The organism is Rhizobium sp. AN6A, from assembly GCF_900215635.1.
GTDB classification, from domain to species: domain Bacteria; phylum Pseudomonadota; class Alphaproteobacteria; order Rhizobiales; family Rhizobiaceae; genus Agrobacterium; species Agrobacterium tumefaciens.
The window spans coordinates 1,680,680-1,706,809 of record NZ_OCNC01000003.1 but is presented as its reverse complement, the minus strand read 5'-3'; the positions used below and the strand labels follow the sequence as shown (position 1 = coordinate 1,706,809).

Below are 26,130 nucleotides of genomic sequence, written 5' to 3'. Positions count from 1 at the left end.
TTCAAAATCCCATCGGCGGGCCACCAGGCCCCGGCATGGCGTTTTTGGTGGTGTCGATGGAAAGTTCGCCGGTCACCACGCGCTCGTTCTCGGCAAGGCCGGAACGCACTTCCGCCGTGACCTTGTCGTTCAGACCGATTTGGACCCTGCGTTCGGAAATTCTGCCATCGGTGTCTACCACACGCACGGCATAGTCATCGTTGGCGCCCTTGCTACCAAGGGCCGCCGCCGGAACGGTTAGCACGTCCTTCGCTTCACCGAGAACAATATGGACCTCCGCCGTCATATAGGTGCGCAACTTGCCGTCCGGGTTCGGCACTTCGAACACGCCATTATAATAGATAGCCTCCGACGACGAGGTGCTGGAAGACGACGATGTGGTCGAGGAAGACGTCGAGGAGCTGAAGCTGGAATCGCTGCGCACTGATTCAGGCGCCGGTTCAATGGACGTAAGCGTCGCGTCGTAACGCTGCTGCGGCTCACCCAGCACCGTGAAGTAAACTGGCAGGCCGGCTTTTACGCGCGTCACATCTGCTTCGGAAATTTCCGTGCGCACCGTCATCCGGTCGAGCTGGCCTAGGATCACGATTGTCGGCGCGGACTGCGTGGCGTTGACGGTCTGCCCTTCCTGACTGACGATAGACAGAACAGTGCCTTCGATGGGCGCGGTGATCCTCGTATAGCCGAGATTGGCCTTTGCCGTTTCGACAGCGACCTGTGCCTCCTCGATCTGGGCGTCGATCGCTTCGATTTGCGCCTGGGTGACTGCGAGCGCTGCAGTGGCACTTTCGAAATCCGCACGGGAGGCGGCATTTTTCGACACCATTTCCTGTTGGCGGACAAGGCTCTGGCGGTTGAGAACAAGTGTCGCCTGCTTTTCCACCCGCTGCGCCTTCACATTGGCAAGCGCTGCCAGCGCCGTGCGCAGGCTGTTATTCTGGGTAACGGAATCGATCTCGGCAATGAGATCGCCCGCCTTGACCGTATCTCCAAGTGCGACCTTGACGGCGGTGATGCGACCGGAGGCCTGCGCGCCGACGGCCACCAGACGAACGGGTTTGAGCGTGCCGGTCGCCAGAACCGTCTGCTCGATATCACCCCGCTTCACAGACGAGGTGATATAACCGGGCGTTGCGGCCCGCGTATATTGTGACGAAAACCAGTAGCCACCCAGGGCGAGCGCGACAACCGTCAGCGCCACACCTGCTTTGCGAGCCATTTTCATCGTCCTGTCCTGTCCGGCCGGTCTACTCAAAAGAAGAAACCGACCTCATGTCGTGTTTCACAAGGATGAAGCCATTGTCTGCTTCGATCCATTCATAGGCGGCAGCGGACTTTCTGGCGGATGCCTTGCGGCAGGTGTCGCCACGACGCTTGCCATGTGCATTTTCGCGCCGATCCTTCGCACAGACGGGTTGGTGCCGCTGTTCTTCCTGCCGGGATTTCGCCGGATCTCGCACCGGCCTGTCACCGGCCGCAGCGACCGACCAGACAAAGCTCAAACCAAAAACCGTCGCCAGCATCAGGTAGAAATATCTCATCATCATCTTCCCGCTTGAAAATCACGCGGGGGATCGCAGGCGAGCGATCCCCCGGCTTCAGCCGTTTCCGGCTGATTTCCTCCTTTGCTGGGGGGCTATTAAAGGAGGAAACTTTGAAGAGTGGCGTCAGCCCCGCTCTGCCTGAGGCAGCGGCGGCATCCCGTCGCCATGCGGAGGCTCGACACGACCGTCTCGTGCACGGCCATGATGCGGGCCGGGAGGCGGAGGCGGCATCAATGCGCGTTCGAGTTCAGCAAGCTTCTGCACCTGCTGCGGCGAAAGTTTCGGTTTCAGCGTAGCTGCTGCGTCCTGAAGTGCTTTAGCCTGTTCTGCCTTGTTCATTATAAGGCCGGCCAGCTCCTCACCGGCGAGACGCGGCTCCAGCCCCGCCGCACCCGATCCCTTCGGCGGCAATGGCTTGCGTTCCGAAGTCGGCAAAACAAGATCGATCAGCGCAGTGGCATAGGCGCGCCACGGACCAAGCTGTTCAGGTGTGACGCCGAGATAGATTTCCGCTGCCGAAAGTTTCGTCGCCAACCCCAATAAATCCGGGCCCAATATATCCGGCCCCATCATATCCGGGCGGAGCATCTCAGGCCCGACAATCTCGCGGCCATGCGGCAGCCTTTGCTCCGGAGCACTATTCGAACCGAAGTCAGGACTGGCGAGGAGCGGCACGGCCTGTTCCGATGCCTGCGGCGCCGGTTCACCCTGCTCCGCAGCCCGGGAGGTGGCCGAAGCGCCAAGAACAGTTGTCACGACGACGGCGGTGGCGATTAGAGCGTTTCTCATCTTACCTTCCTTTTCGTTTTCCAACCTGAGAAGACGATAGGAGCTAAGCGTTTCCGGCCTTGGTCCGAATGTTGCCGGTCTTGTTGCACGCAAGGCCTATTTGTAACCGAATGTTGCCAGAGCGGCCGCAGCAAGCTTTCGTTGCAAAAATCCGCCGTTTCTTTGCGCCGCTTATGTATAGTGGCATCAAAAGGTTGGACGATATGGCGACAGTTTCGGTGACACATATTTTGATCGTGGATGACGATCCGGAGATACGCACATTGCTCGCGAAATATCTCGGCTCGCAGGGGTTTCGCGTTTCGATGGCAGCCGACAGGCGAGAGTTCGAAGAACAGTTCGCCTGCTCCGATCCGGATCTCATCGTGCTCGACGTGATGCTGCCGGATGGTTCCGGCCTCGATATCTGCCGCGATCTGCAAGGCCGCCGGCCGCGCACGCCCGTTATTCTCCTGACAGCGCTCAAGGAGGATGTCGACCGGATCGTCGGGCTGGAAATCGGTGCCGACGACTATCTCGGCAAACCCTTCAATCCGCGAGAACTGACGGCGAGGATCAAGGCCGTGCTGCGCCGCGCAGCACCTCAGGAAGCACCTCGCGGCTCATCCACCGCCTATGGTTTTGCGGACTTCACCGCCGATCCGGAACAGCGCTCCGTCATCCACGCCGGCGGTGAGAGGATCGAGCTGACGGGGGCGGAGTTCGATCTGCTGAAAGTCTTCCTCGACAGGCCCGGCCGGCTTCTTTCGCGCGATCAGCTTCTCGATCTTACGCAGGGCAAGGACCGTGGACCGTTCGACCGCTCCGTCGACGTATTGATGAGCCGGTTGCGCAAGAAGCTCGAAACCGATGCCCGGGCTCCGATCTTCAAGACCGTTCGCAATGGCGGTTACCAGATGACGGTTCAGGTCAGAACCCTGCCGGTGCATCGATGAGCTCGCTCAGAAACCGTATCGCCGCACTGTTGATCGTCTCCATCATCGCGGTCATCGCGCTTGCAACTGTGGTGGCCGATCAGACATTGCAGCCGCCGCCGCCAGATGCCACCATCGAGCCCGTTGCCCGCAGCCTTGCCTTTGCCGTGACCATGGCCGAACGCGACCCCTCGCTGCAACAACCCGGCTATTTCCGCATCGAACAGAAGCCGCCCGAAGGTGATCTCGACGGAATGCTTTCGGAGTTTCTGGAAAAGGCCCTTGCACAGGTTGGCGAGCCACGCACCGCAATTGTGATCCGCGCGCCCGGAAATAATGCCCCGGTGGCGGCTATCGCGCTGGAAAAAACCGGATGGCTGGTCGCGGAAATTCCGCATATGGGTCCTCCCCCGGGCGGCTGGAAGATTTTCGGCATGTGGATCGGGCTGATCATTCTTGGCAGTGCTGCTGTTTCCATCTTTGCCGCCAGAAAGATCACCCGCCCCCTCGACATGCTGGAAAACGCCGCTGCCAGCATTGGACCAGACGGTTCGCTGCCGCATCTTTCGGAAACTGGGCCGGGTGAAATCCGCGCGACGGCGCGGGCCTTGAACGAACTCGCCCGCCGCCTGAAGGCGGCAATGGAAAGCCGAATGCGCCTCGTCGCAGCCGCCGGCCATGACTTGAGAACCCCTATGACCCGCATGCGCCTGCGGGCAGAATTCATCGAAAACGACGAAGAACGGGGCAAATGGCTGGCGGACCTCGAGGAACTGAACGCCATCGCCGACAGCGCCATTCTGCTTGTGCGCGAGGAAGTGAGCAAGGATACCGTCAAGATGACCGATATCGGCGCGCTTCTCGGCGAAATCGTCAGCGAACTTTCTGATCTCGGTCACGCCGATGCCCTCGACTTTATGAAACCGGAAGCCGCCATGATGATCAAGGCCGCTCCACTTGCGCTTAAAAGAGCCTTGCGCAACCTCATCCTCAATGCCGTCACCCATGGCAAAACGGCACGGATCGATCTAACCGAGGACGAGAGCGAGGTCGTCGTGACGATCCGCGATGAAGGCCCGGGCATTCCGCAAGAACTGATCGGCCGGGTTTTCGAGCCCTTCTTCAGGGTCGATCTCGGGCGGCGCAAATCGATCCCTGGTGTGGGGTTGGGTCTTGCCATCGCCAAGGAAATCATCGAGCGCTTCGGTGGCACGATCACGATCGCGAACCACAAAAAACAGGGCCTGATCCAGACGGTGATTTTGGCAAAAGTGGCATGATCTCATGCCACAAAACACCTATGCCCGTTAAGATGACCGCGCCGTCATGCCAAAAACAGGCCTTCCGCATAGGCCATCATCAGCGGCCCGACGCCCTTTGCGTCGTCGGAAACGACTGGTTCCGTCAGATAATACTTCGGAGACCCATCGCGATAATTGCCCTCGAAACCGCCGAGGCCCGCGACATGCACGATGCCGGTGAGACGGACGATACCCTCTTCGTCCACCTTGAGCTGTCTCTCAAGCAGGGCCTCAAGCGCGGACCGGCCCGCCGAAAGAGCCGCATTTGCCTCCTCGCCCCGCAAAAGCCCCAGCCGCGCAGCCCGCAGTAAGGCATAGGCGAACATTGCCGAAGCGGAGGTTTCCTCGTAGTTACCGGCAAGGCCCGGTTTGTCCAGCACCTGCATCCACAGACCGGTTTTAGTCTGCCGGGCAACAATACCGGCCAGAAGCAGGCCTGCGCGTTCCCGAAGTTCGATCGTTGCGCCATCAGCCGGCAACATCACCAACGCATCGACCAGCGCCATGGCGAGCCAGCCGACGGCGCGGGCCCATACGGCCGGGGATTGGCCGCTCACGGGATCGGCCCAGCGCTGGTTGCGGCTTTCGTCATAACCATGGACATAGAGCCCACCGGCATCCGCCGTCAGCGTGAGTGCTGTTGAGAATTGCTGTAGCGCATCGTCGATCAGTTCGGCATTGCCAGTCGCCTGCGCATATTCGATCTGGAAAGGAAGTCCCATATAAAGGCCGTCCAGCCAGACCTGATGCGGATAACGCTTCTTGTGCCAGTAATTACCGGAGCCCGTACGCGGATGGCTGCGGAGTTGACCCGCAAGATGTTCCGCCGCAGCGAGATAACGCGGATCGCCCGTTTCCGCTGCCAGAGGAAACAGAATGCGACCGGCAAGGATGTGATCGATATTGTATTCCTGCGGATCGTAACCGGCTAGCACTCCGTCTGCCGCTATCTGGGTGTCAGCCAGACGATGCAGATGTTCGTTCCAGCGCCGGTCGCCGGTCGCCTCGAACAGGTGCTGCAAACCCCGATAGACACAGCCATCCTCATAACACCAGCTCCCGTCCTTGTAGTGCCTATAGCGGCTGGCGAATTGATCAAAATAATCAGTGGCTTTCATGGGTTTTCTCGATTGAAATCTGTGAGTGGGAAACGGTAGAGGCGCTCAGCAGCGCAGGATCGTCGCAAATGATTTCGGCCTGTTCGAAAACGATCCCCTCATGCAGCATGGGGCGCACCCCATCGGCCATGATCGGCGGTGTGGCCACGGCTGCAGGATCGCGCGAGACGATGGTGAGATTGCGAATGGCGATATTGCGGATTGGGGCCTCCGGTAAACCGAGAAAGACGCCGGCGGCATGGGCCAGATGGCGGATTTCCACATCTTCGACAGTAATTCCGTCGATAAACGGGGTCCCGTCGTCGACGGGTGCAGGATCTCGCGACTGCACCCAGCCGTCATGCCCATCGGCATCGCAATGGTAATGGGCATTGGCGGAAAGCGCGGTATGCACGCCATCCAGCAACACCCGGCGCATGGTGATATTGCTGACTGAACCGCCACGGCCCCGCCGCGTCTTGAGGCGCAGGCCGCGATCCGTGCCAACCATGTCACAATCCTCTACCGTCACGTCATGCACGCCACCCGACATTTCCGAGCCGATCACCAGCCCGCCATGGCCGCGCTCCATTAGGCAATGCCGCACGCTGACGCCGCGTGTTTCCGCCAGATGGTCGTCCTCGCCGTTCGGCCCGCGTTTGCCCGCCTTCACAGCAATGCAATCGTCGCCGACTGAAAAACGCACGCCTGATATCGTCACGTTGCGGCAGCTTTCCGGGTTGAAACCATCGGTATTGGGGCTGTTATGCGGGGCGCTGATTGTGAGACCCGCCGCTGTCAGGGCCTCGCACCCCTGTGGATGGACCGTCCAGGACGGTGCATCGCGAATGGTAAAACCGAAAAGCCCGACATTGCGGCAGGAGACGAGATGCAGGCCGCGCGGCCGGCGCGCGCCGTTGCGGGTTTCTTTCGGCCAGCTCCACCAGTCGCCTCTGTCGCCGGAACCATCAAGAACGCCCCCACCCTCGATGACGAGATTGTCTGCGCCGATGGCATGGACCGGAGCGGCGAAACAGGCATCCGGTAGCCCTTCCCAACTGCCGAGCATGCGGCCCGCCTCATCGCGGGCAGGCAGGATCGGCCAACCATTGCGGGTGGAGGGTGCGCGCAGCACGGCCCCTTCCGCAAGATGAAACGTCATGTCGCTTTTCAACCGCACGGGAAAGGCCGTCCAGAGGCCGGCAGCAAGGCGCAACGTGCCGCCCGCAGGCACGGCGGCAACTGCCTCTTCCAGAGCGCTGGCGTTGGCGCGTGCGCCGGCTTTGTCATCAAGTGCAATATCCGGCGTCAGCGAAAATGCCGTCGGCTCGACAAGCCCCGCGCAGGGCGCTGTCCTGAACTCCAGGCTTGCGAACCCATCTGCTTCGAACACATACCGCGTATCCGGACGCAGATCATGCAGCAGCGTCACCACGGTGGCGGTTTTTCCGGTTCGTAAATCACCATCTTGCGAAGTCAGCCGCCATGCCGTCTGCGGCAGGTGATATCGCGCACCGGGTACGGCAAGGCAAAGCGCCGCCGTTCGCGCCGAAAGCGCGATGATAGAGGGTTCGTTCATGCTCGTTTCTCGTTGTTCGTGCATGCCCCGCCAAAACAATCGGCGGGAATGCCCATGTCACCCGGCAACCGGATAAAGAGCCCGCCGCCGCAGGGGCGGCGGGCCATTGTCGTCAATCGAATTTGGCCAGAACGTCGTTGGTGGTATCGATGATCTGCTCGGCCGCCTCTTCCGCCGTCAGCTGGCCATAGGCATATTCCTCCAGCGTATCGATGAAGCCGGAGCGGATTTCCGGATGTTCGTTGAAGGGCGAAACTACCGGTCCCGATGCCGCCATGACGATGGCATTGGCGGCGCGCACTTCCGGCTCACCCTTGTCGCCCAGACGCTGCGCAGCAGCCTTGGAAGCAGGCAGGCCGCGAGACGTGCCAAGCGCATCGATACCCTCAGGCTCGTTCAGCAGGCAGTTCAGGATTTGCGCTGCCGCTTCTGGGTTCTTCGAGTTTTTCGAGATCGAAAAGACCATGGAAGGCTTGCGATAAACGCCTTCCGTCACGGCATCGGCGAGCTTCAGCATCGGCACGGGTTTCAGCACCTGCCCATCCTTCAGGGGATCGGCATATTTCGAATAGGTGGAATCCCATTCATAGGAACCAGCGATACGGCCTTCGGACCAGGACGGCTTTTCATAAAGATTGACGTTGCCATCGGCCGCTTCCTCTTTCTGGGAGCGGATGGAGCCGGTTTCCACCAGCTTGCCGACGAACGAGATGCCTTCCGCCAGTTCCTCCGGCGTCCAGGCGACACGGTTGGTCTTGGGGTCGACCAGATCCTTGCCGGTTTTCTGCACCACGGCGAGTGTCACGAGAAGCTGGGCAGTCTCCTTTACGGCATTGAAGGTGTAATGATCCTTGCCGAGCTTTTCCTTGATGGTTTTTGTTGCCGCGAAGAATTCATCCCATGTCTTGGGGATTTCAACACCAGCCTTCTCGAAGGTGGTGGCGTTGAAGAAAAACACGCGGCCGGTGGTGGAGACTGAAAGGCCCTGAAGCACCCCGTTCATAGAACCCGCTTCCAGATCCGTCTCGGCCCATTGCGAAAGATCGAGCGGTTTCAACTGACGCAGATCGGCAAAACCTTCACCATTCTTGGAAAACAGCGGCAGCCATGGCCAGTTCACCTGAACGATATCAGCCTCCGTCTTGCCTGCCATCTGCGTGGTCAGTTTTTCCAGATATCCATCGAAGCCGGTAAACTCACCTTTGACCGTGTGGCCGTATTTTTCTCCGCAGGCGGCAATCGCCTTCTGGGTGGCGACATGACGGCTTTCGCCGCCCCACCACGACATACGCAGTTCCGCGGCACCCGCCGCAGGCGCAGCCACCGTGGCCAGATAGGCGGCACCAGCCAGCATCGCCATTGTTCTAGTCATCGTCGTCATCTTCATTGTTCTTCTCCTCCTCAAAAAATCAGGCACGCTCGTCCCCTCCTCACAGCGAGACATTGCGGCCATCGGCCTTGTCGAAAATATGCAGCTTCTCGGGGTCCGGCTTCAGTCGCAAAATGCCGCCGCGCCCAAGCGCCTCGAATTCGGCTGCTCCCACCACGCTCACGAGCTTCTGTCCGCCGAGATCGGCATGCAGATAGACCTCGTGCCCCATGAATTCGGCGTTGGTCAGTTTCGCCTGCAGCGCCGGCCCATTGGCCTCACCGGCGAGCGAAAGATGCTGCGGACGGATGCCGATGACGGCGTCCGCCGGTCTGGCTGAAAGCCGCTTTTCCAGATGGTCGCCTATCGGAAGACGTTGCCCACCGATGACGAACTCCGCCCCGTCGATCGCCACATCCACAAGGTTCATTTCCGGCATGCCAATGAAACCGGCGACGAACAGATTGGCGGGCCGGTTGTAGAGTTCCTTCGGCGTGGCGACCTGCATGATGCGCCCGGCCTGCATGACGCAGATACGGTCGCCCATGGTCATGGCCTCCGTCTGATCGTGCGTCACGTAGACGACGGTCGAAGACAGGCCTTCCGCCTTCAGCTGGCGATGCAGATCGGTAATGCGCACACGCATGGAGGCGCGCAGCTTCGCATCGAGATTCGAAAGGGGCTCATCGAACAGGAACACGCCCGGCTTCTTGATAAGGGCACGGCCCAGAGCCACACGTTGCGCCTGCCCGCCGGAAAGCTGTTTCGGCAGGCGATCAAGCAAGGGCTCGATTTCGAGAATGCGCGCGACATTGTCGATTGCCTTCTCGATCTCGGGCTTGGCAACACCGGCAATCTTGAGGCCGAAAGCAAGATTGCCGCGCACCTTCATATGCGGATAAAGCGCATAGTTCTGGAACACCATGGCGATGGAGCGCTTGCCGGGCGGCAGGTCGTTGACGCGCTGGTCTCCGATGAGGATTTCACCGCCGGTGATTTCCTCCAGCCCCGCCACCATGCGCAGCGTGGTGGATTTGGCGCAGCCGGACGGGCCGACGAAGACCATGAACTCGCCGTCCTCGATTTCGAGATTGATGCCGTGCACGGCCTTGAAGCTGCCGCCATAGACTTTTTCGAGATTTTTAAGTTGAACGCTTGCCATTTTCAGCCCTTGACCCCGCCAGACGAGATCCCTTCAATGAAATACCGTTGCGCCGCGAAAAACACGACGAGCGCAGGCGCGATCGTCAACACCGACATCGCCAGGATGCGGTTCCATTCGAAGGCTTCGGTGGTGTCGATGGAGAGTTTGAGCGCCAGGCTCACCGGATATTTATCGACCGAGGACAGGTAGATCAGCGGTCCCAGAAAGTCGTTCATCGTCCACATGAACTGGAAGAGGCAGACCGAGATCAGCGCCGGCGCCAGCATCGGCACGACGATGTAGACCAGCGTCTGCAGACTGTTGGCGCCATCCACACGGGCGGCTTCCTCCATATCCGAGGGCAGCGAGCGCAGGAACTGCACAAGCATGAAGACAAAGAAGGCATCACCGGCTAGTGCCGAGGGAACCCATAGCGGGAGGAAACTATCCAGCCAGCCGAGGTCACGGAACAGGATATATTGCGGAATGCGGGTTACGACATTGGGCAAAAGCAGGATGGCGATGACCGAGCCAAACAGGATTTTCTTCAGCGGAAAATCGAAGCGCGCGAAGGCATAGGCCGCCATGGTGCAGGAAATCGCCGTTCCGATGACCTTCGGCAGGATGATCAGGAACGAATTCCAGAAAAACCGGCCGAACGTATAGGGCGTGGAGGTCTGCCAGCCGCGGATGTAACCGTCCAGCGTTGGCGTCTCAGGAATGAAACCTGCACCGGAAAAGATCTCGGAATTGGTCTTGAAGCTTGCGCCGACCAGCCAGATCAGCGGATAGAGCATGATGAAGCCGACCGCGAACAGCAGCGTGTACCGGACAGAGGTCGATAACAGCCGGAGCCTTGCCCGGCGGGCGGCCTGCATGTCGTTTAAGGTTGCGATATCGGTCATGGCATCAATTCCGCTTGTCGCCGGCGTAATAGACCCACTTTTTCGAGGACCAGAAGGCCACGAGGGTCAGCACGGTGATGATGGTGAAAAGAACCCAGGCGATGGCGGAGGCATAGCCCATGTTGAACTTCTTGAAAGCCTCATCGTAAATATAAAGAGGCAGCAGATAGGTAGACTTCAACGGCCCGCCCTGGGTGATGATGTAAGGCCCGTTAAACTCCTGGAATGCCTGCACCATCTGCATGATCAGGTTGAAAAAGATGACCGGCGTCAGAAGCGGCAGGGTGATGAAGAAGAACGTCTTTACCTTGCCTGCGCCGTCGATTGCCGCTGCCTCATAAAGCGACTTGTCGATGGATTGCAGCGCGGCGAGAAAGATCACCATGGCCGAACCGAACTGCCAGCAGCGCAGCAGCGTGATTGTGAAAAGCGCATTGGCGGGATCGCCGAACCAGTCCACCGGCGACAGGCCGATTGCCGCCAGCGCCATGTTGGCCAGCCCTTCGCTGGCGAAGATGTAGCGCCACAGCACCGCAATCGCGATCGAGCCACCAAGGATGGACGGAACGTAAAAGGCGGTGCGGAAAAAATTGATGAATTGCAGCTTGTAATTGAGTATCGCCGCGATGAACAGCGCGAAGGCAAGCTTCAGCGGCACCGTCAGAAACACATAAAACAGGGTGACGTTCAGGGATTTCATGAACGTGCGATCACGGGTGAAGAGCCGCTCGTAATTGGCCAGTCCCGCCCATGTCGGGTCACTCATCAGGTCGTAGCGGGTGAAGCTGAGATACAGGGAACCCAGAAACGGGATCGCCGTGAAAACCAGAAGTCCGATGATGTAGGGCGTCAGATATCCCAGCCCGAGGAAGCGATTAGATTTCATGACGCTCCTCCCCCACCCCGGAAAGGCGCGGATAACAGAATACAATTTCGTGCAAGTTATTCTCCCGGAACGGCTAACGGCGGGCGCATGATGGCGCGATTTCTCGCCGCAGCCGATCTCCTCCCTCATTGATACGGCGCGTATAAGCAGTTTGTGAGGTGACAAAACCAAATTTCCGAGCCAAGGTGAATTAACAAAGACGAGGAAAAAGATGGACGAAATCGAAGGTGGCATTCTCTCGTCGGTTCCGCCTGCGGCGCTCACGCTTAATCTCACGCGCGCCACGATCAAGATGGAGCACTCCCGCACCTGGCAGATCGACAAATCCAATCAGGTGGACGATCTCATCATCTGCCTGGAGGGTCGCGGGCATTATCTCGTGGACGGTGAGGCACGGGTGCTGGAGCCTGGCGACGCCATGCTGATTTTCAGGGGGCAGCATTTTATCGGCTGGAATGAACAGGCCGTCACCTATCGGGGAGTGGCACAGCATTTCACACTGGATATTTACGGTCGACACAACCTTGTCGCGCAGATGGACCTCAAGCCGAAACTTTCGCTGAGCCGCTGGCCGCTGCTGGAGCCGCTGGTGCGCCACTATCGGCAGAGCGCTCCGCCCTCCTCTGTCACGCTTGGCCAGCATCACCTGTTCATGGTGTTGCTGATCGCATTTATCGATGATGCATTTCTCGGATGGGTCGACCGTCCGAGTTTCCAGCCGGAAGGTGCGGAAGCCCTGGATCTGGCTGTCATGAAAGCGATCACGATGATTTCCGCCAATCCGCTCGACCCTGATATTGCCGCAAGGGCAACCGACGCAGCCCCCTATAATCGTGACTATTTCCTGCGGGAGTTCCAGAAACGGGTGGGGCGCACGCCTAGGAAATACCAGGAATTCAAACGCATGGAACGTGCCATGCATTTTCTCGAAGCCGGGCTTTCAGTTGCGGCGGCGGCGGCAGAAGTGGGTTATGGCGATCCCTATTATTTTTCACGGATGTTCAAGCGCACATTGGGGTTGAGCCCCCGCGACCACATGAACAGGATACGACGCAGCCGGCACGGCAATCTGATGGCGTTTGACGAGCACGAACAGCAGAAGCTGCTTGCCGCCGAAATGGAAAAGGCCCCGGCATAGCGGGGCCTTATTGCGATAAAGCTTTGGAACTACCGGAAAAGTGACGGCAGCCAGAGTGAAAGCGACGGAATATAGGTGACGGCGAGCAGCACGGCTATGCTGGCGCCGAAGAACGGCCAGATCGTTCGCATTGCTTCCCGTATCGTTATGCCGCCAACCGCACATCCCACGAAGAGCACCGTTCCGACCGGCGGCGTATTGAGACCGATACCGGCGTTCAGGATCATCACGACACCGAAATGCACGGGATCGATGCCGAAGGCCTTCACGACAGGCAGAAGCACCGGCGTGGAAATGATGACCATCGGTGCCATATCCATGAAAGTGCCGAGCAAGAGCAGAATGACGTTGATGACCAGAAGCACGATAATCGGATTGTCCGAAATTGCACTGATTGTCGCGATCATCAGTGTCTGCACCTGCAGGAACGCCATCAACCAGCCGAACGACGCAGCCGTGCCGATGACGAGCAGAACCATCGCTGTCGTGCGAACCGCCCCCATCACCGCTTCCACGAAACCGCTCCAGTCCAGCTCACGATAGACCAGCATGGCGACAAGGAAGGCGTAGAGAACGGCAATGCAGGAGCTCTCCGTCGCGGTGAAGATACCCGAACGAACGCCGCCGAATATGATGCCGATCAACAGAATGCCGGGAAAGGACGCCAGAAGATAATACATCAGCTTCGAAAAGCCGGGAAACGGCTCGGACGGGTAACCCTTGCGCCGCGCGACGATATAGGCGGTGACCATCAGGGCCGCAGCAAGCAGCAGGCCTGGAATGATGCCGGCGGTGAAGAGATCGGCCACCGAAACATTGCCACCCGCCGCGATCGAATAAAGGATCATATTGTGCGAAGGCGGGATCATCAACGCGATGATGGCGGCGTTGACAGTGACATTGACGGCGTAATCCCGGTCATAACCGCGCTTGGCCATTTGCGGGATCATCAGGCCACCAACGGCCGAGGCGTCGGCGACAGCCGAGCCGGAAATGCCGCCGAACAATGTCGAAGCGACGATGTTGACCTGCCCCAGACCGCCGCGCAGATGACCGACAAGACCGGCCGCAAAACGGATGAGACGATGGGCTATACCGCCGCGTACCATGAGGTCACCCGCGAAGATGAAGAACGGGATCGCCATCATCGCAAACACGTTCATGCCGGAGTTCATCTGCTGGAAGACCACGACGGGCGGCAGGCCGAGATAAAGAACGGTGGCGAAGGAGGCAATGCCGAGGCAGAACGCAATCGGCGTACCGATCAGCATCAGAAGGGTGAAGACACCGAAGAGGATCGTGTAAGCCATTTACGCGGCCTCCTGCACAAACACATCCGCCGCGATTTCCTCGCCGATGACGAGATCGATAAAGCGTTCGGCTGCAAACAGCGCGATCAGAAAACCGCCACCGATCAGCGGGAAGAAATCCATGCCGCCCGGCCATCCAAGAACAGGGATCGTCGCCGTCCATGTTCCGGCAGAGAGCACGGTTCCGTACCAGCACATGCCAACCCCGAAGAAGAAGATCAGTGCCAGACTGGTCAGGTCCATCGCCGCCTGTATGCGCGGCGGCATCATATAGCGCAGAATATCCAACCCCAGATGCACGCTTTCACGCACGCCCACCGCCGCCCCCAGCATGATGAACCATGACATGAGGTGAAGCGAAAGCGGCTCGGACCAACTTGGTGAATCATTCAGGATATAACGGGCAAACACCTGCCAGCCGACGATAAGCGTCATGGCGACCATGCCGACGCCGGCGATGTAAAGTGACGCACGGCTGAGCGCGCCGAGAAATGGGCGGATCGCCCGCATGAAGTTTCGCATTTGCCTTCCTCCTCCAACCTCAGACCAATGACGACAAAAGAAAACCGGCCCTGTTACCAGAGCCGGTTTTCCCTATGTCACTTGACGGCTTTTACCCGCTCAAGAAGGTCTTTCATTTTCGGATCGGTGACGAACTTGTCGTAGACCGGCCCCATCGCGGCGGCGAACTCCTCCTTGTTGACCTTGATGACGTTGACGCCACCGGCGCGTACCTTTTCTTCCGAGGCCTTTTCGCGCGCACTCCACAATTCACGCATCTTGCCAACGGAATCCTTGGCTGCCTGACGCAGCAGCTTCTGATCTTCCGGCGACAGCTTGTCATAGGAAATCTTGGAGATGACGAGAATTTCCGGATTGAGGGAATGTTCCGTCAGCGAATAGTTCTTCGCCACTTCATAGTGACGGGCGGATTCGTAGGACGGCCAGTTGTTTTCCGCACCATCGACAACACCTGTTTCAAGCGAGGAGTAAACCTCGCCCATCGGCATCGGCGTAGGGTTGGCGCCAAACGCCTGCATCATCGAAATCCACAGATCCGATTGCTGCACGCGGATTTTGAGGCCCTTCAGGTCCGCCAGTTTTTCGATGGGCTTCTTGGTTGTGTAGAAGGAACGCGCACCGGAATCGTAAAAGGCAAGACCGATTAGGCCGTGCGGTTCGAATGCTGCCAGAACCTCATCGCCGATCGGGCCGTCTACGGTATTGTGCATGTGTTCCGTCGAACGGAACAGGAAAGGCAGGCCGAGAACGGTGGTTTCCTTGACGAGATTGTTGAAAGGCGCAGCGTTGACGCGGTTCATGTCGATGACGCCAAAGCGGGTCTGCTCGATGGTATCCTTCTCACCGCCGAGAACCGAATTGTTCATGACCTGCACCTTGATGCGGCCATTGGAGCGTTCCGACAGAAGTTCGCCCATATATTTCACGGCTTCAACCGTCGGATAACCGTCGGGATGAATATCGGCCGAGCGCAGGGTGATTTCCTGCGCCTTGGCGGAAACGCCTGACAGCGCGATCCCCATCGCGATGCACATCATGCTTGCAATCTTTTTCATTTCTTCCTCCTCCGTTGTAACAACGGCCCCACCCCTCCAAGGCTAACGGACCGAATTTTTCATGCCCATCCGGGCCGGCATGCAAAGACCTTTCATCTGCAAAGGATGATGGGGACCTCCCTTTCCCCAACCATCCCGAATTGAAATTACGCCGCCTTGAATGGCGGCAGCTTGAACAGGGCTTCTGGATTTTCCACCAGCGCTCGATGACGGGCCGCATCATTCGGCAGCCAGCCGAGTGTAAGCTCCGCAAGGCAGGCATCATCCGGATAGGCATCCGTCTCACGGACCGAATTGTGCGGCCAGTTCGTTCCCCAGACGATCCGCTCCGGCGCATGGGCAGCGATACGGCGCGAAAAGGCTGCAACATCTTCATAGGGCCAGGCGTCGCGCGAACTTTCATAAACACCGGCAAACTTGAACCAGAGATTGCCGCGATCGATGAGCTTCAAAAGTGCCGCCATCTCCGGGCCATCCGTGTCGATACCCCTGAAGAATTTTCCATGGTGGTCGAACACCCAGCGCGAACGGATTTTTTCAAGGCGCGGCAAATGATCGAGAAGCCCATTGCCGTCGAACTGAACCGCCACCATCCAGTCGGCCGCATGGGCGCGCTGATCCACCGCTTCCAGTTCCGATAGGTTCACCGCGCCGCCAGGCAAATCCATGATACGGGCGCCCACGGCACCGGCAACGGCAAGTCTTTCCATGTCCTTTTCAGTCGTGCTCTCATCGATGATCACCACCGCGCGGGCTGCCTCGCCCATTTCTGCCACGCAGGCCAGCGTGTTGCCGTTATCTCGCTGTTGGGCGTTGCCCTGGGTGATGATGACGCGGTCGATGCCGAGCCATTGCATGAGCTGGCGATAATCCTCAGGCCCCGGCAGCGCACCCGGCGGCAGGCCCGGCCCACCCGGCAAGGCTGGATAACCGGGCAGATACATATGCATCTGAGTATCGACCGCCCCTTTCGGGAACGCTGGCTGCGGCGGTGTCCCGCTTAGTTTTCTGACAAGTTCGCTCATGACTGTGGCATCCTGAATTCAACGAGTGCGTCGCGGTTGATCTCGATGCCGAGACCGGGACCATCGGGAATGGCGACGACACCGTTCACCGCCTCTATCGGCTGTTGCAGCACGGCCTGACGGAACGGATTATGCGTCCGATCGAATTCCATGATCGGCTCGATGGGGTTTACCCGCACCGGATCGGGCACCATCGCGGCCATGAACTGCAGGGCGGCGGCAATCTGCACGCCCGTGCCCCACACATGCGGCACGATGCGCACGCCGTGCAGCGTGGCAAGCGTGGCAATCTTCTGCGTTTCGGAAAAGCCACCGCAGCCGCAGAGGTCTGGCTGGAGAATATCCACGGCACCGGCGGAAAGCGCCTGCCACATGCCGTAACGCCCGTGCCAGGTCTCACCTCCCGCAACCGGGATTGGTTGGCCCGCCCGCACGCGGGCATAGGCATCGAGCTGCTCCGGAACCACCGGCTCCTCGAACCAGTCGATGCCGTATTCAGCCGCACGGTTGCCGAGCGCGATGGCTTCGGTAACGGTATAGCCGTGATTGGCGTCGATCATCAGCCGCATATCCGGCCCGATCGCTTCGCGCACGGCGGCAATGACCGCAAGATCCTCCTCGATGCCGAAACCGATCTTGATCTTGCAGGCGTGAAAACCCTCTGCACGGCGCTCCGCCATCTCATTGGCATTGTCGGAGATGCGGTCGACCCCATCACGCTTGAAGCTGCCGGTGGCATAGGCGCGCACGCTTTCGCGCCAGCGCCCGCCGAGCAGCATGGAGATGGAGGTTCCGTAATGCTTTCCCTTGATATCCCACAGCGCGATATCGATACCGGACAGGGCGGTAATGCTGAGGCCGCGCTGGCCCTGGTCGCGCAGGGCATTGTAAAGCACGGCCCAGATCTTTTCGGTCTGGCGGGGATCCTGGCCAATAAGCCAACCGGAATAGGCCTGAACCACGGCGGCGTTCGGTCGCGCCGGACCGAGGCATTCGCCCCAGCCGACGGTCCCGTCATCGCATTCGATTTCGACCAGAACATGGGCACGTCGGTCAAAGCGCATGGATGCGCTTTCAAACGGCGTGCCCAGCCGATGTTCGAGCAGATGCGTCCGCACCGCTGTGATCTTCATCGCTCCCCTCCCGTTATACCTTGATCACACCTTGCGCTTGTGCGTGCCGATCAGGGCATCGAGCATGCCGATTTCCTCATTCGTCAGATCCTTCAGCGGCGCGCGCACCGGACCCGCATCGAAGCCCTGCAGGCGAACGCCAGCCTTGATGGCGGAAACGGCGTAACCCTTGGCGCGATTGCGGATCGCCATGAACGGATAGAAGAATTCCGTCAGGATGCGTTCGCAGGTGGCGCGCTCGCCGGCCCGCAGCGCCGCATAGAACTCGTTCGCAAGGCCCGGCACGAAATTGAAGACGGCCGAGGAATAGGTGGTGAAACCGGCGCCGAGATAGGCTTCGGCAAACAGTTCCGCCGTCGGCATGCCGCCGAGATACATCAGGCGGTCACCCATCTTGGCGGTGATCTGGCGAACGAGACCGATATCACCGGTGCCGTCCTTGAAGCCGACGAGGTTCGGGCACTCATCGCAGAGACGCGCCAGCGTATCCGCCTGAAGCACCGAATTGTCGCGGTTATAAACCATGACGCCGATGCCGACCGACTGGCATATTTTCTTGATGTGCGCGTAAAGGCCTTCCTGCGGCGCATCGATGAGGTAATGCGGCAGAAGCAGGATGCCATCAGCACCGACCTTTTCGACCGAGCGTGCGATATCAACCGCAACCTCGGTGCCGTAGCCGCAGCCGGAAACGATTGCCGTTTCACCGGCCACTTCCTTGGCAGCCGAAACGATAGTAGGGATTTCATCCGGCTTCAGCGAGAAGAACTCGCCCGTACCGCCGGCGGCAAACAGCACCGGCGCCTTGTAACCGGCAAGCCATTCGACATGCGCCCTGTAGCTATCGGCCGCAAAACGACCCTCGGAATCAAAATGCGTTACCGGGAAGGAGAGCAGGCCGGAGCCAAGCGCCGCCTTGATTTGTTCAGGGTTCATAATCCGTATTCCTCTGCAAGTTCACTGACTGGAAGCCACCTAAACCGCTTGCCGCATATTTGTCAACAAGTCATCATACAAGTTATATGATGAATTTTGAAAACCGGCGCTCATTAGCGCGCCAGCCAGCCGCCATCGACATTGAGGATGGCGCCATGCACATAGTCGGCCGCCGGCGAGGCGAGGAAAACCGCCGCCCCAGCGATGTCTTCAGAATGCCCCCAGCGGCCTGCCGGGATGCGCTCCAGAATGGCCTTGTTGCGGGCAGCATCCGCCCGCAACGCCTCGGTATTGTTGGTTTCGATGTAACCAGGCGCAATGGCATTGACGTTGATGCCCTTCGCGGCCCACTCATTTGCCAGAAGCTTGGTCAGACCAGCAACGCCATGTTTCGCCGCCGTATAGGACGGTACGCGTATGCCGCCCTGAAACGACAGTAGCGAGGCGATATTGACCACCTTGCCCGGACGACCTTTCGCCAGCAATTCCTTGGCGAAGGCCTGCGTGGTGAAAAACAGCGCCTTGAGATTGACGTCCATCACCTCATCCCAGTCGAGCTCTGAAAACTCCACGGAATCGGCGCGGCGAATGATGCCGGCATTGTTGACGAGAATATCGAAATCGGCGTCGGCAAAGCTGTCCCTGGCGGCGAGTGGATCGGCAAAATCAATCGACAATGCGGCGGCCTTGCCGCCGTTCTTCGCGATCATGTCCAGCGTCTCGTCCGGCGCGCGGCGGGCAGCGCAGACGACTTCCGCGCCGGCCGCGGCGAGGCCGACGGCGATTGCTTGACCAAGCCCCGTATTAGCACCCGTCACCAGCGCCTTACGCCCTTGAAGCGAAAAGGGATTTTTCATTTCAGATCCCCCGGCTGAATGAAGTCCATATCGGTATAATCGACATTGTCACCAGCCATGGCCCAGATGAAGGTGTACGAACCGATGCCAGCGCCGGAATGGATCGACCAGGGCGGCGAAATGGCGCCCTCTTCGTTGGAAATGAAGAGATGCCGCGTTTCCTGCGGCTCACCCATCAGGTGCAGAACGCGCGACTTTTCATCCATGCCGAAATAGAGATAGGCCTCCATGCGGCGATCATGAATATGCGACGGAATGGTGTTCCAGACGGAGCCGTCCTCTAGCGTCGTATAGCCGAGCACCAGCTGGCAGCTTTCCATGACGAGCGGGTGGATGAACTGGTTGATTGTGCGCTTGTTGGAGGTCTCGGTCGCACCGAGCTTGACCTCCTTGCTGTCGGCAAGGCTGACGAGCTTTGCCGGCAGGTTGCGATGCGCCGGGCATGAAGTGATGTAGAACCGGCCCGCGCCATCGAAGGTCACCGCACCGCTGCCCGCACCGAGATACAGAACGTCGCCACGATTGAGCGTGTACGTCTCGCCACCAGCGTTGACGGTGCCGGTGTCGCCGATATTGACGATACCCATCTCGCGCCGATCAAGGAACGACGGCGTCTTGGTTTCCTCGACCTTGCCCAGCATCAGCGGGGCACCATCAGGCACCGCGCCGCCCATGACGAAACGATCATAATGGGTATAGATAAGCCTGATTTCGCCGGAACGGAACATGTCGTTGGCGAGGAAATGCTTGCGAAGCCCATCGGTATCGAGCGTTTTTGCATATTCCGGGTTGACGGCCTGCCTTGTTTCGACGGTCAGCATCAAACTCATCCTTCATGATTGTTGCGTATAGGACATAATATATGTTATCCGCTTTTTGTACGATCTGTATGACAAGGTCAAGAGGGACCTGGATATCTCGACCATGCCGGAGACGTTGAATGGGGGTTTCCCGCAGCCTCGATGATCCGCAGTCCATTCGTTTAGGGAGAATTGCAATGAAACGGCTTCTTGTTACCGGTGCGGCTGGCCAGCTCGGCCGCGTCATGCGCAAGCGCCTCGCACCGATGGCCGAGATATTGCGTCTTGCCGATCTTTCGCCGCTTGATCCTGCCGGGCCGAACGAGGAATGCGTGCAATGCGATCTGGCCGACGCCAGCGCCGTCGATGCGATGGTCGCCGATTGTGACGGCATCGTCCATCTTGGCGGCATATCGGTGGAGCGGCCTTTCGAGCAGATCCTTCAGGGCAATATCATCGGGCTTTACAACCTCTATGAAGCGGCCCGCGCCCATGGCCAACCGCGAATCATCTTCGCCAGCTCCAATCACACGATCGGTTATTATTCCCAGACAGAGCGGCTTGGCCCCGACGTTCCCTTCCGGCCGGACGGTCTTTACGGCGTGTCCAAATGTTTCGGCGAAAGCCTCGCCCGCATGTATTTCGAAAAATTCGGCCAGGAGACGGCGCTGGTCCGTATCGGCTCCTGCACGCCGGAACCGCAAAATCACCGCATGTTGTCGACCTGGTTTTCGCAGGATGATTTCGTATCGCTGATCGAGGCGGTTTTCCGCGCGCCGGTGCTCGGCTGCCCGGTCGTCTGGGGCGCCTCGGCCAATGATGCGGGCTGGTGGGACAATTCCCACCTCGGCTGGCTTGGCTGGAAACCGAAGGACAACGCCGAGACTTTCCGGCAGCACATTGCCGAGACAACACCGCAACCAGACCCTAAAGATGCGGTGGCGCGTTTTCAGGGCGGCGTTTTCATCGACAATCCGATCTTCAAGGCGACGTGAAATGCCATATGGGACCGACAGGCATGACAACCGGTCTTTCCTGCGCGAGCAGCGGGATTGCAAGCCGGACCGCGAATGACGTATCGAGGAATACCGGACGCTAACCTGCACCCTTTTTTAGAACGGCGATGACAATGACAAAAGCGATAACCTCCGAACCGGCAGCTCCGCAAGCCAAGACGCTTGTGGTGAAGGTTTCCGAGGAGCTCCGCAGCCAGATCGCCAAGGGCCGTTACAAGACAGGCGAGCGCCTGCCTTCCGAAGCGCAGATGACGCAGGAATTCGGCGTAAGCCGCACCGTGGTGCGCGAGGCCATCGCCTCACTGAGGTCCGACGGGCTGGTCGAGCCGCGTCAGGGTGCGGGCGTCTTCGTGCTGGAGCCAGCGCCTGTCGAGCGACGGCCGTTCCATAATGTCGATCTTGCCCGTGTCTCGTCCCTGATCGAAATGCTCGAACTGCGCACCGCTGTGGAAGGTGATGCCGCCGGTCTTGCGGCCGTTCGCCGCTCCCCGGCACAGGAGGAGAAAATCATCGAAGCCTTCGATGCCTTCCGCGCCAGCGCCGCCAAGGGCATTCCGACAGCAGAGGCCGACTTCGCTTTTCACCTGGCTGTTGCCGACGCAACCAACAATCCGCGCTTCAGCGAGTTTCTACAGGTGCTTGGCCCCACGCTCATTCCGCGCCGCGCCGTTGCCGAAAACGGCAAGGAAACCGTGCTTTCGCCCGCTGACCTCAACCGGCTTGTCGGTGAGCACGAAGCAATCCTGATTGCGATACAGGACGGCGACGAAGAGGCGGCAAGAAGCGCTATGCGCCACCACCTGAAAAGCAGCCAGACGCGTTACCGCGCCATGCTGCGCGCGCCGCGCTGAATTCCAAGCTTGAACGACATCGCATGACCGAGGAGAACGACATGCAGCAGCTTCCGACATTCCCCACCGTTTCACCCGACGACGGTGTTGAACGCACCGTGCTTTCCGAAGCGCCGGAGCTGATGGTGGTTTCGTTCCGCTTCAAGACCGGCGCCGAAGGCAAGCTGCACAACCATCCGCATGTGCAATCCACCTATGTCGCCAGCGGCAGCTTCCGCTTTTACCGCGATGGCGAAGCCTACGACCTGCAGAAAGGCGACAGCCTCATCATTCCCGGCCATGTCGAGCACGGCTGCCTCTGCCTGGAAGAAGGCGAGCTCATCGACTGCTTCACCCCGCGCCGCGACGACTTTCTCTGAATCTGGCCGGCCTCAGGCCCGGGACAAATCCCGCAGGGTGCGTGGCAGGCTGTTCATGCACTCTGCCCCTGCTGTAGTAACGAGAAACTGGTCCTCGATCATCAGCGCGCCCAGACCTTCGCCGTAAAACGGCGCTTCAAGTGCCACCACCATGCCGGGAAGAATGACCTCCTCATTGTCATGGGAAAAGAACGGCCACTCCTCTATGCCCACGCCCCCGCCGACGGAATGGCCGAAATGACCGCGATAATATTCGCTGAATCCGTCTTTACGCATCGAATCCAGCATGGCGGCGTGCACCGCACCGAATGTATTGCCGGGACGAATCGCTTCCAGCCCGCTGGCAAAAGCTGCCTCCAGCGCCTTGAAAATATTGGCCGCGAGCGGAGAGACCGGACCCCATGAAAACGTCCGCGCGCCATCCGACGAATAACCATCGACCAGCGTGCCAACATCGGCCTTGATCAGGGCACCGGGCGTGACGACCGCCGTCATATCCGACAGGGCCGGACCGACAGATATATAGTCCCAATGGCCGCTCAGCGAAAAACCCGACTTCAAGGCATGCGACTGAGCGCCGGCTTTCCAGGCGTTGGAAAGCTGGCCGAGCGCCACGCCCGGCCGCACGGCCGCCGCCATCTCGGCCAGCCCTGCCTCAGCTGCCGCTGCGGCCCGCCTGAGAAGTTCGATCTCGCGCCCGGATTTCACCGCACGCAGACGTTTCAGCACTGTCGAACCATCAACCCAGGTCACAGCGGGCGTCGCCTCACGAAGAGCCAAAAAATCGGCCGCGGGCATGAATTCGAGATCGGCACCTATGCGCGCCGCAGACAGCCCGCGTTCCCGCAGAAGGTCGGCCAGCAAAACAAAGCAGGCGGCGCGATCGAATGTCTCCGGCCTCTGTCCGCCGGAATTGTTTCGGCGATAGGCACCGTCTACCTGCGAGACGTTTTCGACACCCGACATATCGACCATATCGATCCAGATGCGATGCCGGCGGAGATCGACATCCGGCGCGGCCTTCTCGACAAGAGGTGCGGCGTGATCGCTGACGACGGCGGCAAGCCCGGACGCAGCATCAGCTGGCACCAACACAATCGCCGACCCCGCCCTGCCCCACATCGTCGCAACACCGGCATGTGCTCCAACCGCATAACGGAAGGCTTCCGGCTGGAAAAGCACCAGCGCATCCATGCCCGCCTCACCCATCAACTGCTGCGCACGGCCTCGATCGATATCGCCCATAAGAACCCCGGTAGATTGTTTCACCCGCCGTGTTTTCAGACGGGCGCGATTTTATCAAGATTCCGATTTATCAGCGGCTGCTGAGAGAAAGAAGCAGGAAAACAAGATAAGGTAGGAGGTTGGGGATAGTCCTCCTATAAAACAGTGCTTTTAGCCCACCATAGCATCCGCATTCCGTCACCCGGACGAGGTCCGGGGTCCAGCACGGTCAAGTCCTTGATCGCAAAAGGCTCCAGCCACGGCGCTGACACACCGTGGCTGGATGCCGGGTCAAACCGGCATGACGGAGGAGAGGTAGCCGCCTTTATCATCCATCCGGAGTCCGCGGAAAACCCGCCGCCTCGGGTCGCGTCACGCCTCCAGCCACTTAACCTGCTCAGCCGTCAGCTTGATATCCAGCGCCGAAAGGCTGTCCTCTAGTTCGGCAATGGTGCGCGGCCCGATCAGCGGAATGACCGGGAAAGGCTGGGCGATGACATAAGCGAGCGCGATGTGGATCGGATGGCGGCCGAGTTTCCGGGCGAGCTCGATCGCCCGGTCGCGGCGGTGGAAGTTGCGGTCGGAATACCAGACGCGGACGATTTCCTCGTCATCGCGCTTGTCCCGCCCCGCACGGTCGGTGAAGAAGCCGCGCCCCTGGCTCGACCAGGCGAAATTCGGGATCTGGCGGGATTGGAGCCATGCCTTCCACTCATCATCCGATGCCGCCACACACCCCGCCCAGATGGGATCGAGCATTTCGGCAAGCGAGAAATTATTGGAAAGTGCGCCCGGCGCCTGTTTGCCGTTCTTTTGCGCATAGGCGGTGGCCTCGTCCATACGCTCGCGCGTCCAGTTCGATCCGCCAAAAATGCCCCGAATGCGACCACGCCGGACTTCGGCATCCATCGCATCGACAAATTCGCCGACCGGCACGTCGGGATTGTCACGATGCATGAAATAGACATCGACATAATCCGTCTTCAGACGCTCCAGCGACTGGTTGAGCTGCTTGGCGATCATGTCCGGATAGCAGAGCGGCGAATGCGCACCTTTGCCGATCAGCACGATTTCTTCGCGCGGCACGTTGCGGCTGGTGTGCCAGTCGCCGAATATGGCTTCCGTCTTGCCGCCGCCATAGACATAAGCCGTATCGAACAGATTGCCGCCCGCCTCATAAAAGGCATCGAGCGTCAGGGACGCGGAGGCGAAATTGGGGAAGAACTCGAAACCGAGTGCAACCACCGAAGCAGTTTTGGTGAGGCCGGGTATCTGCCGCTTCGGAACCGTATTGCCTGCCACGACCTTGCCACCGGCAATATTCGTGATGCGAGAGGTTGCTTTTTCGACGCTGTATTCCAGGCCAACGGCGGCACGCCACTGGTCCATGACACGTAGATTGCCGAGACTGTCGGCCCAGCCCATGCCGGGCGCGCCGAATTCCTGCTTGCCCTGCCTTATCGCCTCACCTGCTGCATCGACTTCGAAGGAATAGAGCCAGCGGTCTTCCGGCAATTCGATGGTTTCGACCTTGTCGCCCCTGAAAATATCGATCCGGCCGGTGCCACCCTTGTGGCCGGCGGCGAACCAGAAATCCTTGACTTCGATATGGCCTTCCGAACCGATGATGCGCAGCACATTGTCCTGCCCTGCCATGATCGAGCAGGAGACTTCGGCAATGATGCCGTTCGAAAATTTCAGAACGGCCGAAGCCCATTCATCGACGCCCGACTGGCCGAGATGGGCCGCACCTACAATCTTTTCCGGTTCGACGAAGGGTTTTCCTTCGACTGCACCGGCAATCAGCCGCACCATGGATACGGGATAACCGCCGACATCGAGAATGCCGCCGCCTGCCGTCTCATTGGAAAACAGGCGATGATCGGCACGGAAAGACCCCATGTTGAAACCGAAACTGGAGCGGATGATGCGGACATCGCCAACGGCGCGGTTCCTGATCAACTCCACCAGTTTTGCCGTCTGCGGATGCAGGCGGTACATATAGGCCTCGCCCGCAAAGACATCAGCCTTTTTCGCTTCGTGGAAAATGGCGTCGGCATCATAGGCGGAAAGCGCGATGGGCTTTTCCACCAGCACGTTTTTGCCCGCACGGATCGCCTTGATCGCCCATTCCGCATGGCCGGTATGGGGCGTGGCGATATAGACGGCGTCGATATGGGGATCGGAAAGCAGCGCATCGTAACCATGGATGATGCGCGCGCCGGGAAAGGCGTCAGCAAGGCCGGGCTTGTCCGGATTGCGGGTGGCGATAGCCTCGAGCTTGCCCGTGCGGGAATGGGCAATGCCGTCCGCAAAGGTCTTGGCGATGGTGCCCGGGCCGATAATGCCCCAGCGGATCGGTTGGTCGGTCGTCAT

General features: G+C 59.5%; 25 protein-coding genes. 6 read left to right on the top strand and 19 right to left on the bottom strand.

Annotated features, from left to right (window positions below; translation table 11 throughout):
* Window position 1: 1 nt before the first annotated feature.
* The 3 genes from CRO62_RS11700 to CRO62_RS11690 form a co-directional block, all read right to left on the bottom strand.
* Window positions 2-1,225, bottom strand: coding sequence for an efflux RND transporter periplasmic adaptor subunit (locus CRO62_RS11700; protein ID WP_097100260.1), 1,224 nt, complete (start codon window positions 1,223-1,225; stop codon window positions 2-4).
* A gap of 22 nt (window positions 1,226-1,247) precedes the next feature.
* The gene (locus tag CRO62_RS11695) at window positions 1,248-1,541 is read right to left on the bottom strand and encodes a hypothetical protein (protein ID WP_097100259.1); all 294 of its coding nucleotides are present in this window, start codon (window positions 1,539-1,541) and stop codon (window positions 1,248-1,250) included.
* 126 nt (window positions 1,542-1,667) lie between these two features.
* A complete protein-coding gene (locus CRO62_RS11690) occupies window positions 1,668-2,333 on the bottom strand; it encodes a hypothetical protein (protein ID WP_097100482.1) in 666 nt (221 codons plus the stop codon).
* Window positions 2,334-2,536: 203 nt separating this feature from the next.
* On the opposite strand from CRO62_RS11690, the gene CRO62_RS11685 reads away from it, so the two are divergent.
* Together CRO62_RS11685 and CRO62_RS11680 are read left to right on the top strand one after the other, a co-directional pair.
* A complete protein-coding gene (locus tag CRO62_RS11685; protein WP_210200295.1) occupies window positions 2,537-3,268 on the top strand; it encodes a response regulator in 732 nt (243 codons plus the stop codon).
* Window positions 3,265-4,527, top strand: a complete 1,263-nt coding sequence (locus tag CRO62_RS11680) for an ATP-binding protein (protein WP_097100258.1) — start codon at window positions 3,265-3,267, stop codon at window positions 4,525-4,527. The genes CRO62_RS11685 and CRO62_RS11680 overlap by 4 nt, the downstream gene beginning before the upstream one ends.
* Before the next feature lie 44 nt (window positions 4,528-4,571).
* Here the strand turns inward: CRO62_RS11680 and CRO62_RS11675 are convergent, their stop codons facing one another.
* From CRO62_RS11675 to CRO62_RS11650, 6 genes are all read right to left on the bottom strand, one after another.
* Window positions 4,572-5,666 carry a glycoside hydrolase family 105 protein gene (locus tag CRO62_RS11675; protein WP_097100257.1) on the bottom strand — a complete coding sequence of 365 codons (1,095 nt, stop codon included), beginning with the start codon at window positions 5,664-5,666 and terminating at the stop codon, window positions 4,572-4,574.
* On the bottom strand, window positions 5,653-7,224 hold the full coding sequence (locus tag CRO62_RS11670; protein WP_097100256.1) for a glycoside hydrolase family 28 protein: 1,572 nt from the start codon (window positions 7,222-7,224) through the stop codon (window positions 5,653-5,655). Before CRO62_RS11670 ends, CRO62_RS11675 begins: the two co-directional genes overlap by 14 nt.
* A gap of 112 nt (window positions 7,225-7,336) precedes the next feature.
* Window positions 7,337-8,605, bottom strand: a complete 1,269-nt coding sequence (locus CRO62_RS11665; protein WP_065663160.1) for an ABC transporter substrate-binding protein — start codon at window positions 8,603-8,605, stop codon at window positions 7,337-7,339.
* A gap of 49 nt (window positions 8,606-8,654) precedes the next feature.
* Window positions 8,655-9,755: an ABC transporter ATP-binding protein gene (locus CRO62_RS11660; protein ID WP_097100255.1), complete on the bottom strand. Its 1,101-nt coding sequence runs from the start codon at window positions 9,753-9,755 to the stop codon at window positions 8,655-8,657.
* 2 nt (window positions 9,756-9,757) lie between these two features.
* Window positions 9,758-10,642 (bottom strand): carbohydrate ABC transporter permease, encoded by an 885-nt coding sequence (locus CRO62_RS11655; protein ID WP_097100254.1) that lies wholly within the window; start codon window positions 10,640-10,642, stop codon window positions 9,758-9,760.
* A gap of 4 nt (window positions 10,643-10,646) precedes the next feature.
* Entirely contained in the window at window positions 10,647-11,528 is an 882-nt protein-coding gene (locus CRO62_RS11650; RefSeq protein WP_003517909.1) for a carbohydrate ABC transporter permease, read from the bottom strand.
* Window positions 11,529-11,739: 211 nt separating this feature from the next.
* On the opposite strand from CRO62_RS11650, the gene CRO62_RS11645 reads away from it, so the two are divergent.
* Window positions 11,740-12,666, top strand: coding sequence for an AraC family transcriptional regulator (locus CRO62_RS11645; RefSeq protein ID WP_097100253.1), 927 nt, complete (start codon window positions 11,740-11,742; stop codon window positions 12,664-12,666).
* A gap of 29 nt (window positions 12,667-12,695) precedes the next feature.
* On the opposite strand, the gene CRO62_RS11640 is transcribed toward CRO62_RS11645, so the two are convergent.
* The 8 genes from CRO62_RS11640 to kduI form a co-directional block, all read right to left on the bottom strand.
* Complete coding sequence (locus CRO62_RS11640) at window positions 12,696-13,976, bottom strand: TRAP transporter large permease (protein ID WP_097100252.1); 1,281 nt, start codon at window positions 13,974-13,976, stop codon at window positions 12,696-12,698.
* Window positions 13,977-14,498 (bottom strand): TRAP transporter small permease, encoded by a 522-nt coding sequence (locus CRO62_RS11635; protein WP_013761414.1) that lies wholly within the window; start codon window positions 14,496-14,498, stop codon window positions 13,977-13,979.
* Between the two features lie 77 nt (window positions 14,499-14,575).
* Window positions 14,576-15,553 carry a TRAP transporter substrate-binding protein gene (locus CRO62_RS11630; RefSeq protein WP_065660050.1) on the bottom strand — a complete coding sequence of 326 codons (978 nt, stop codon included), beginning with the start codon at window positions 15,551-15,553 and terminating at the stop codon, window positions 14,576-14,578.
* Window positions 15,554-15,699: 146 nt separating this feature from the next.
* Window positions 15,700-16,578 carry an amidohydrolase family protein gene (locus CRO62_RS11625; RefSeq protein ID WP_097100251.1) on the bottom strand — a complete coding sequence of 293 codons (879 nt, stop codon included), beginning with the start codon at window positions 16,576-16,578 and terminating at the stop codon, window positions 15,700-15,702.
* Window positions 16,575-17,711, bottom strand: a complete 1,137-nt coding sequence (locus CRO62_RS11620; RefSeq protein ID WP_097100250.1) for a D-galactarolactone cycloisomerase — start codon at window positions 17,709-17,711, stop codon at window positions 16,575-16,577. The genes CRO62_RS11625 and CRO62_RS11620 overlap by 4 nt, the downstream gene beginning before the upstream one ends.
* Window positions 17,712-17,735: 24 nt before the next feature.
* On the bottom strand, window positions 17,736-18,647 hold the full coding sequence (kdgD, locus tag CRO62_RS11615) for a 5-dehydro-4-deoxyglucarate dehydratase (protein ID WP_097100249.1): 912 nt from the start codon (window positions 18,645-18,647) through the stop codon (window positions 17,736-17,738).
* A 113-nt stretch (window positions 18,648-18,760) separates the two neighbouring features.
* On the bottom strand, window positions 18,761-19,504 hold the full coding sequence (gene kduD / locus CRO62_RS11610; protein ID WP_097100248.1) for a 2-dehydro-3-deoxy-D-gluconate 5-dehydrogenase KduD: 744 nt from the start codon (window positions 19,502-19,504) through the stop codon (window positions 18,761-18,763).
* Window positions 19,501-20,325 (bottom strand): 5-dehydro-4-deoxy-D-glucuronate isomerase, encoded by an 825-nt coding sequence (gene kduI, locus CRO62_RS11605; protein ID WP_097100247.1) that lies wholly within the window; start codon window positions 20,323-20,325, stop codon window positions 19,501-19,503. Before kduI ends, kduD begins: the two co-directional genes overlap by 4 nt.
* A gap of 176 nt (window positions 20,326-20,501) precedes the next feature.
* Here kduI and CRO62_RS11600 point away from each other — a divergent pair, with 176 nt between their 5' ends.
* The 3 genes from CRO62_RS11600 (at window position 20,502) to CRO62_RS11590 (ending at window position 22,530) form a co-directional block, all read left to right on the top strand.
* The gene (locus CRO62_RS11600) at window positions 20,502-21,299 is read left to right on the top strand and encodes an NAD-dependent epimerase/dehydratase family protein (RefSeq protein WP_097100246.1); all 798 of its coding nucleotides are present in this window, start codon (window positions 20,502-20,504) and stop codon (window positions 21,297-21,299) included.
* 134 nt (window positions 21,300-21,433) lie between these two features.
* Complete coding sequence (locus CRO62_RS11595; RefSeq protein WP_003517927.1) at window positions 21,434-22,171, top strand: FadR/GntR family transcriptional regulator; 738 nt, start codon at window positions 21,434-21,436, stop codon at window positions 22,169-22,171.
* A 41-nt stretch (window positions 22,172-22,212) separates the two neighbouring features.
* On the top strand, window positions 22,213-22,530 hold the full coding sequence (locus tag CRO62_RS11590) for a cupin domain-containing protein (protein ID WP_003517929.1): 318 nt from the start codon (window positions 22,213-22,215) through the stop codon (window positions 22,528-22,530).
* Between the two features lie 12 nt (window positions 22,531-22,542).
* Here the strand turns inward: CRO62_RS11590 and CRO62_RS11585 are convergent, their stop codons facing one another.
* On the bottom strand, window positions 22,543-23,775 hold the full coding sequence (locus CRO62_RS11585) for a M24 family metallopeptidase (RefSeq protein ID WP_097100245.1): 1,233 nt from the start codon (window positions 23,773-23,775) through the stop codon (window positions 22,543-22,545).
* 351 nt (window positions 23,776-24,126) lie between these two features.
* Entirely contained in the window at window positions 24,127-26,130 is a 2,004-nt protein-coding gene (locus tag CRO62_RS11580) for an aldo/keto reductase (RefSeq protein WP_097100244.1), read from the bottom strand.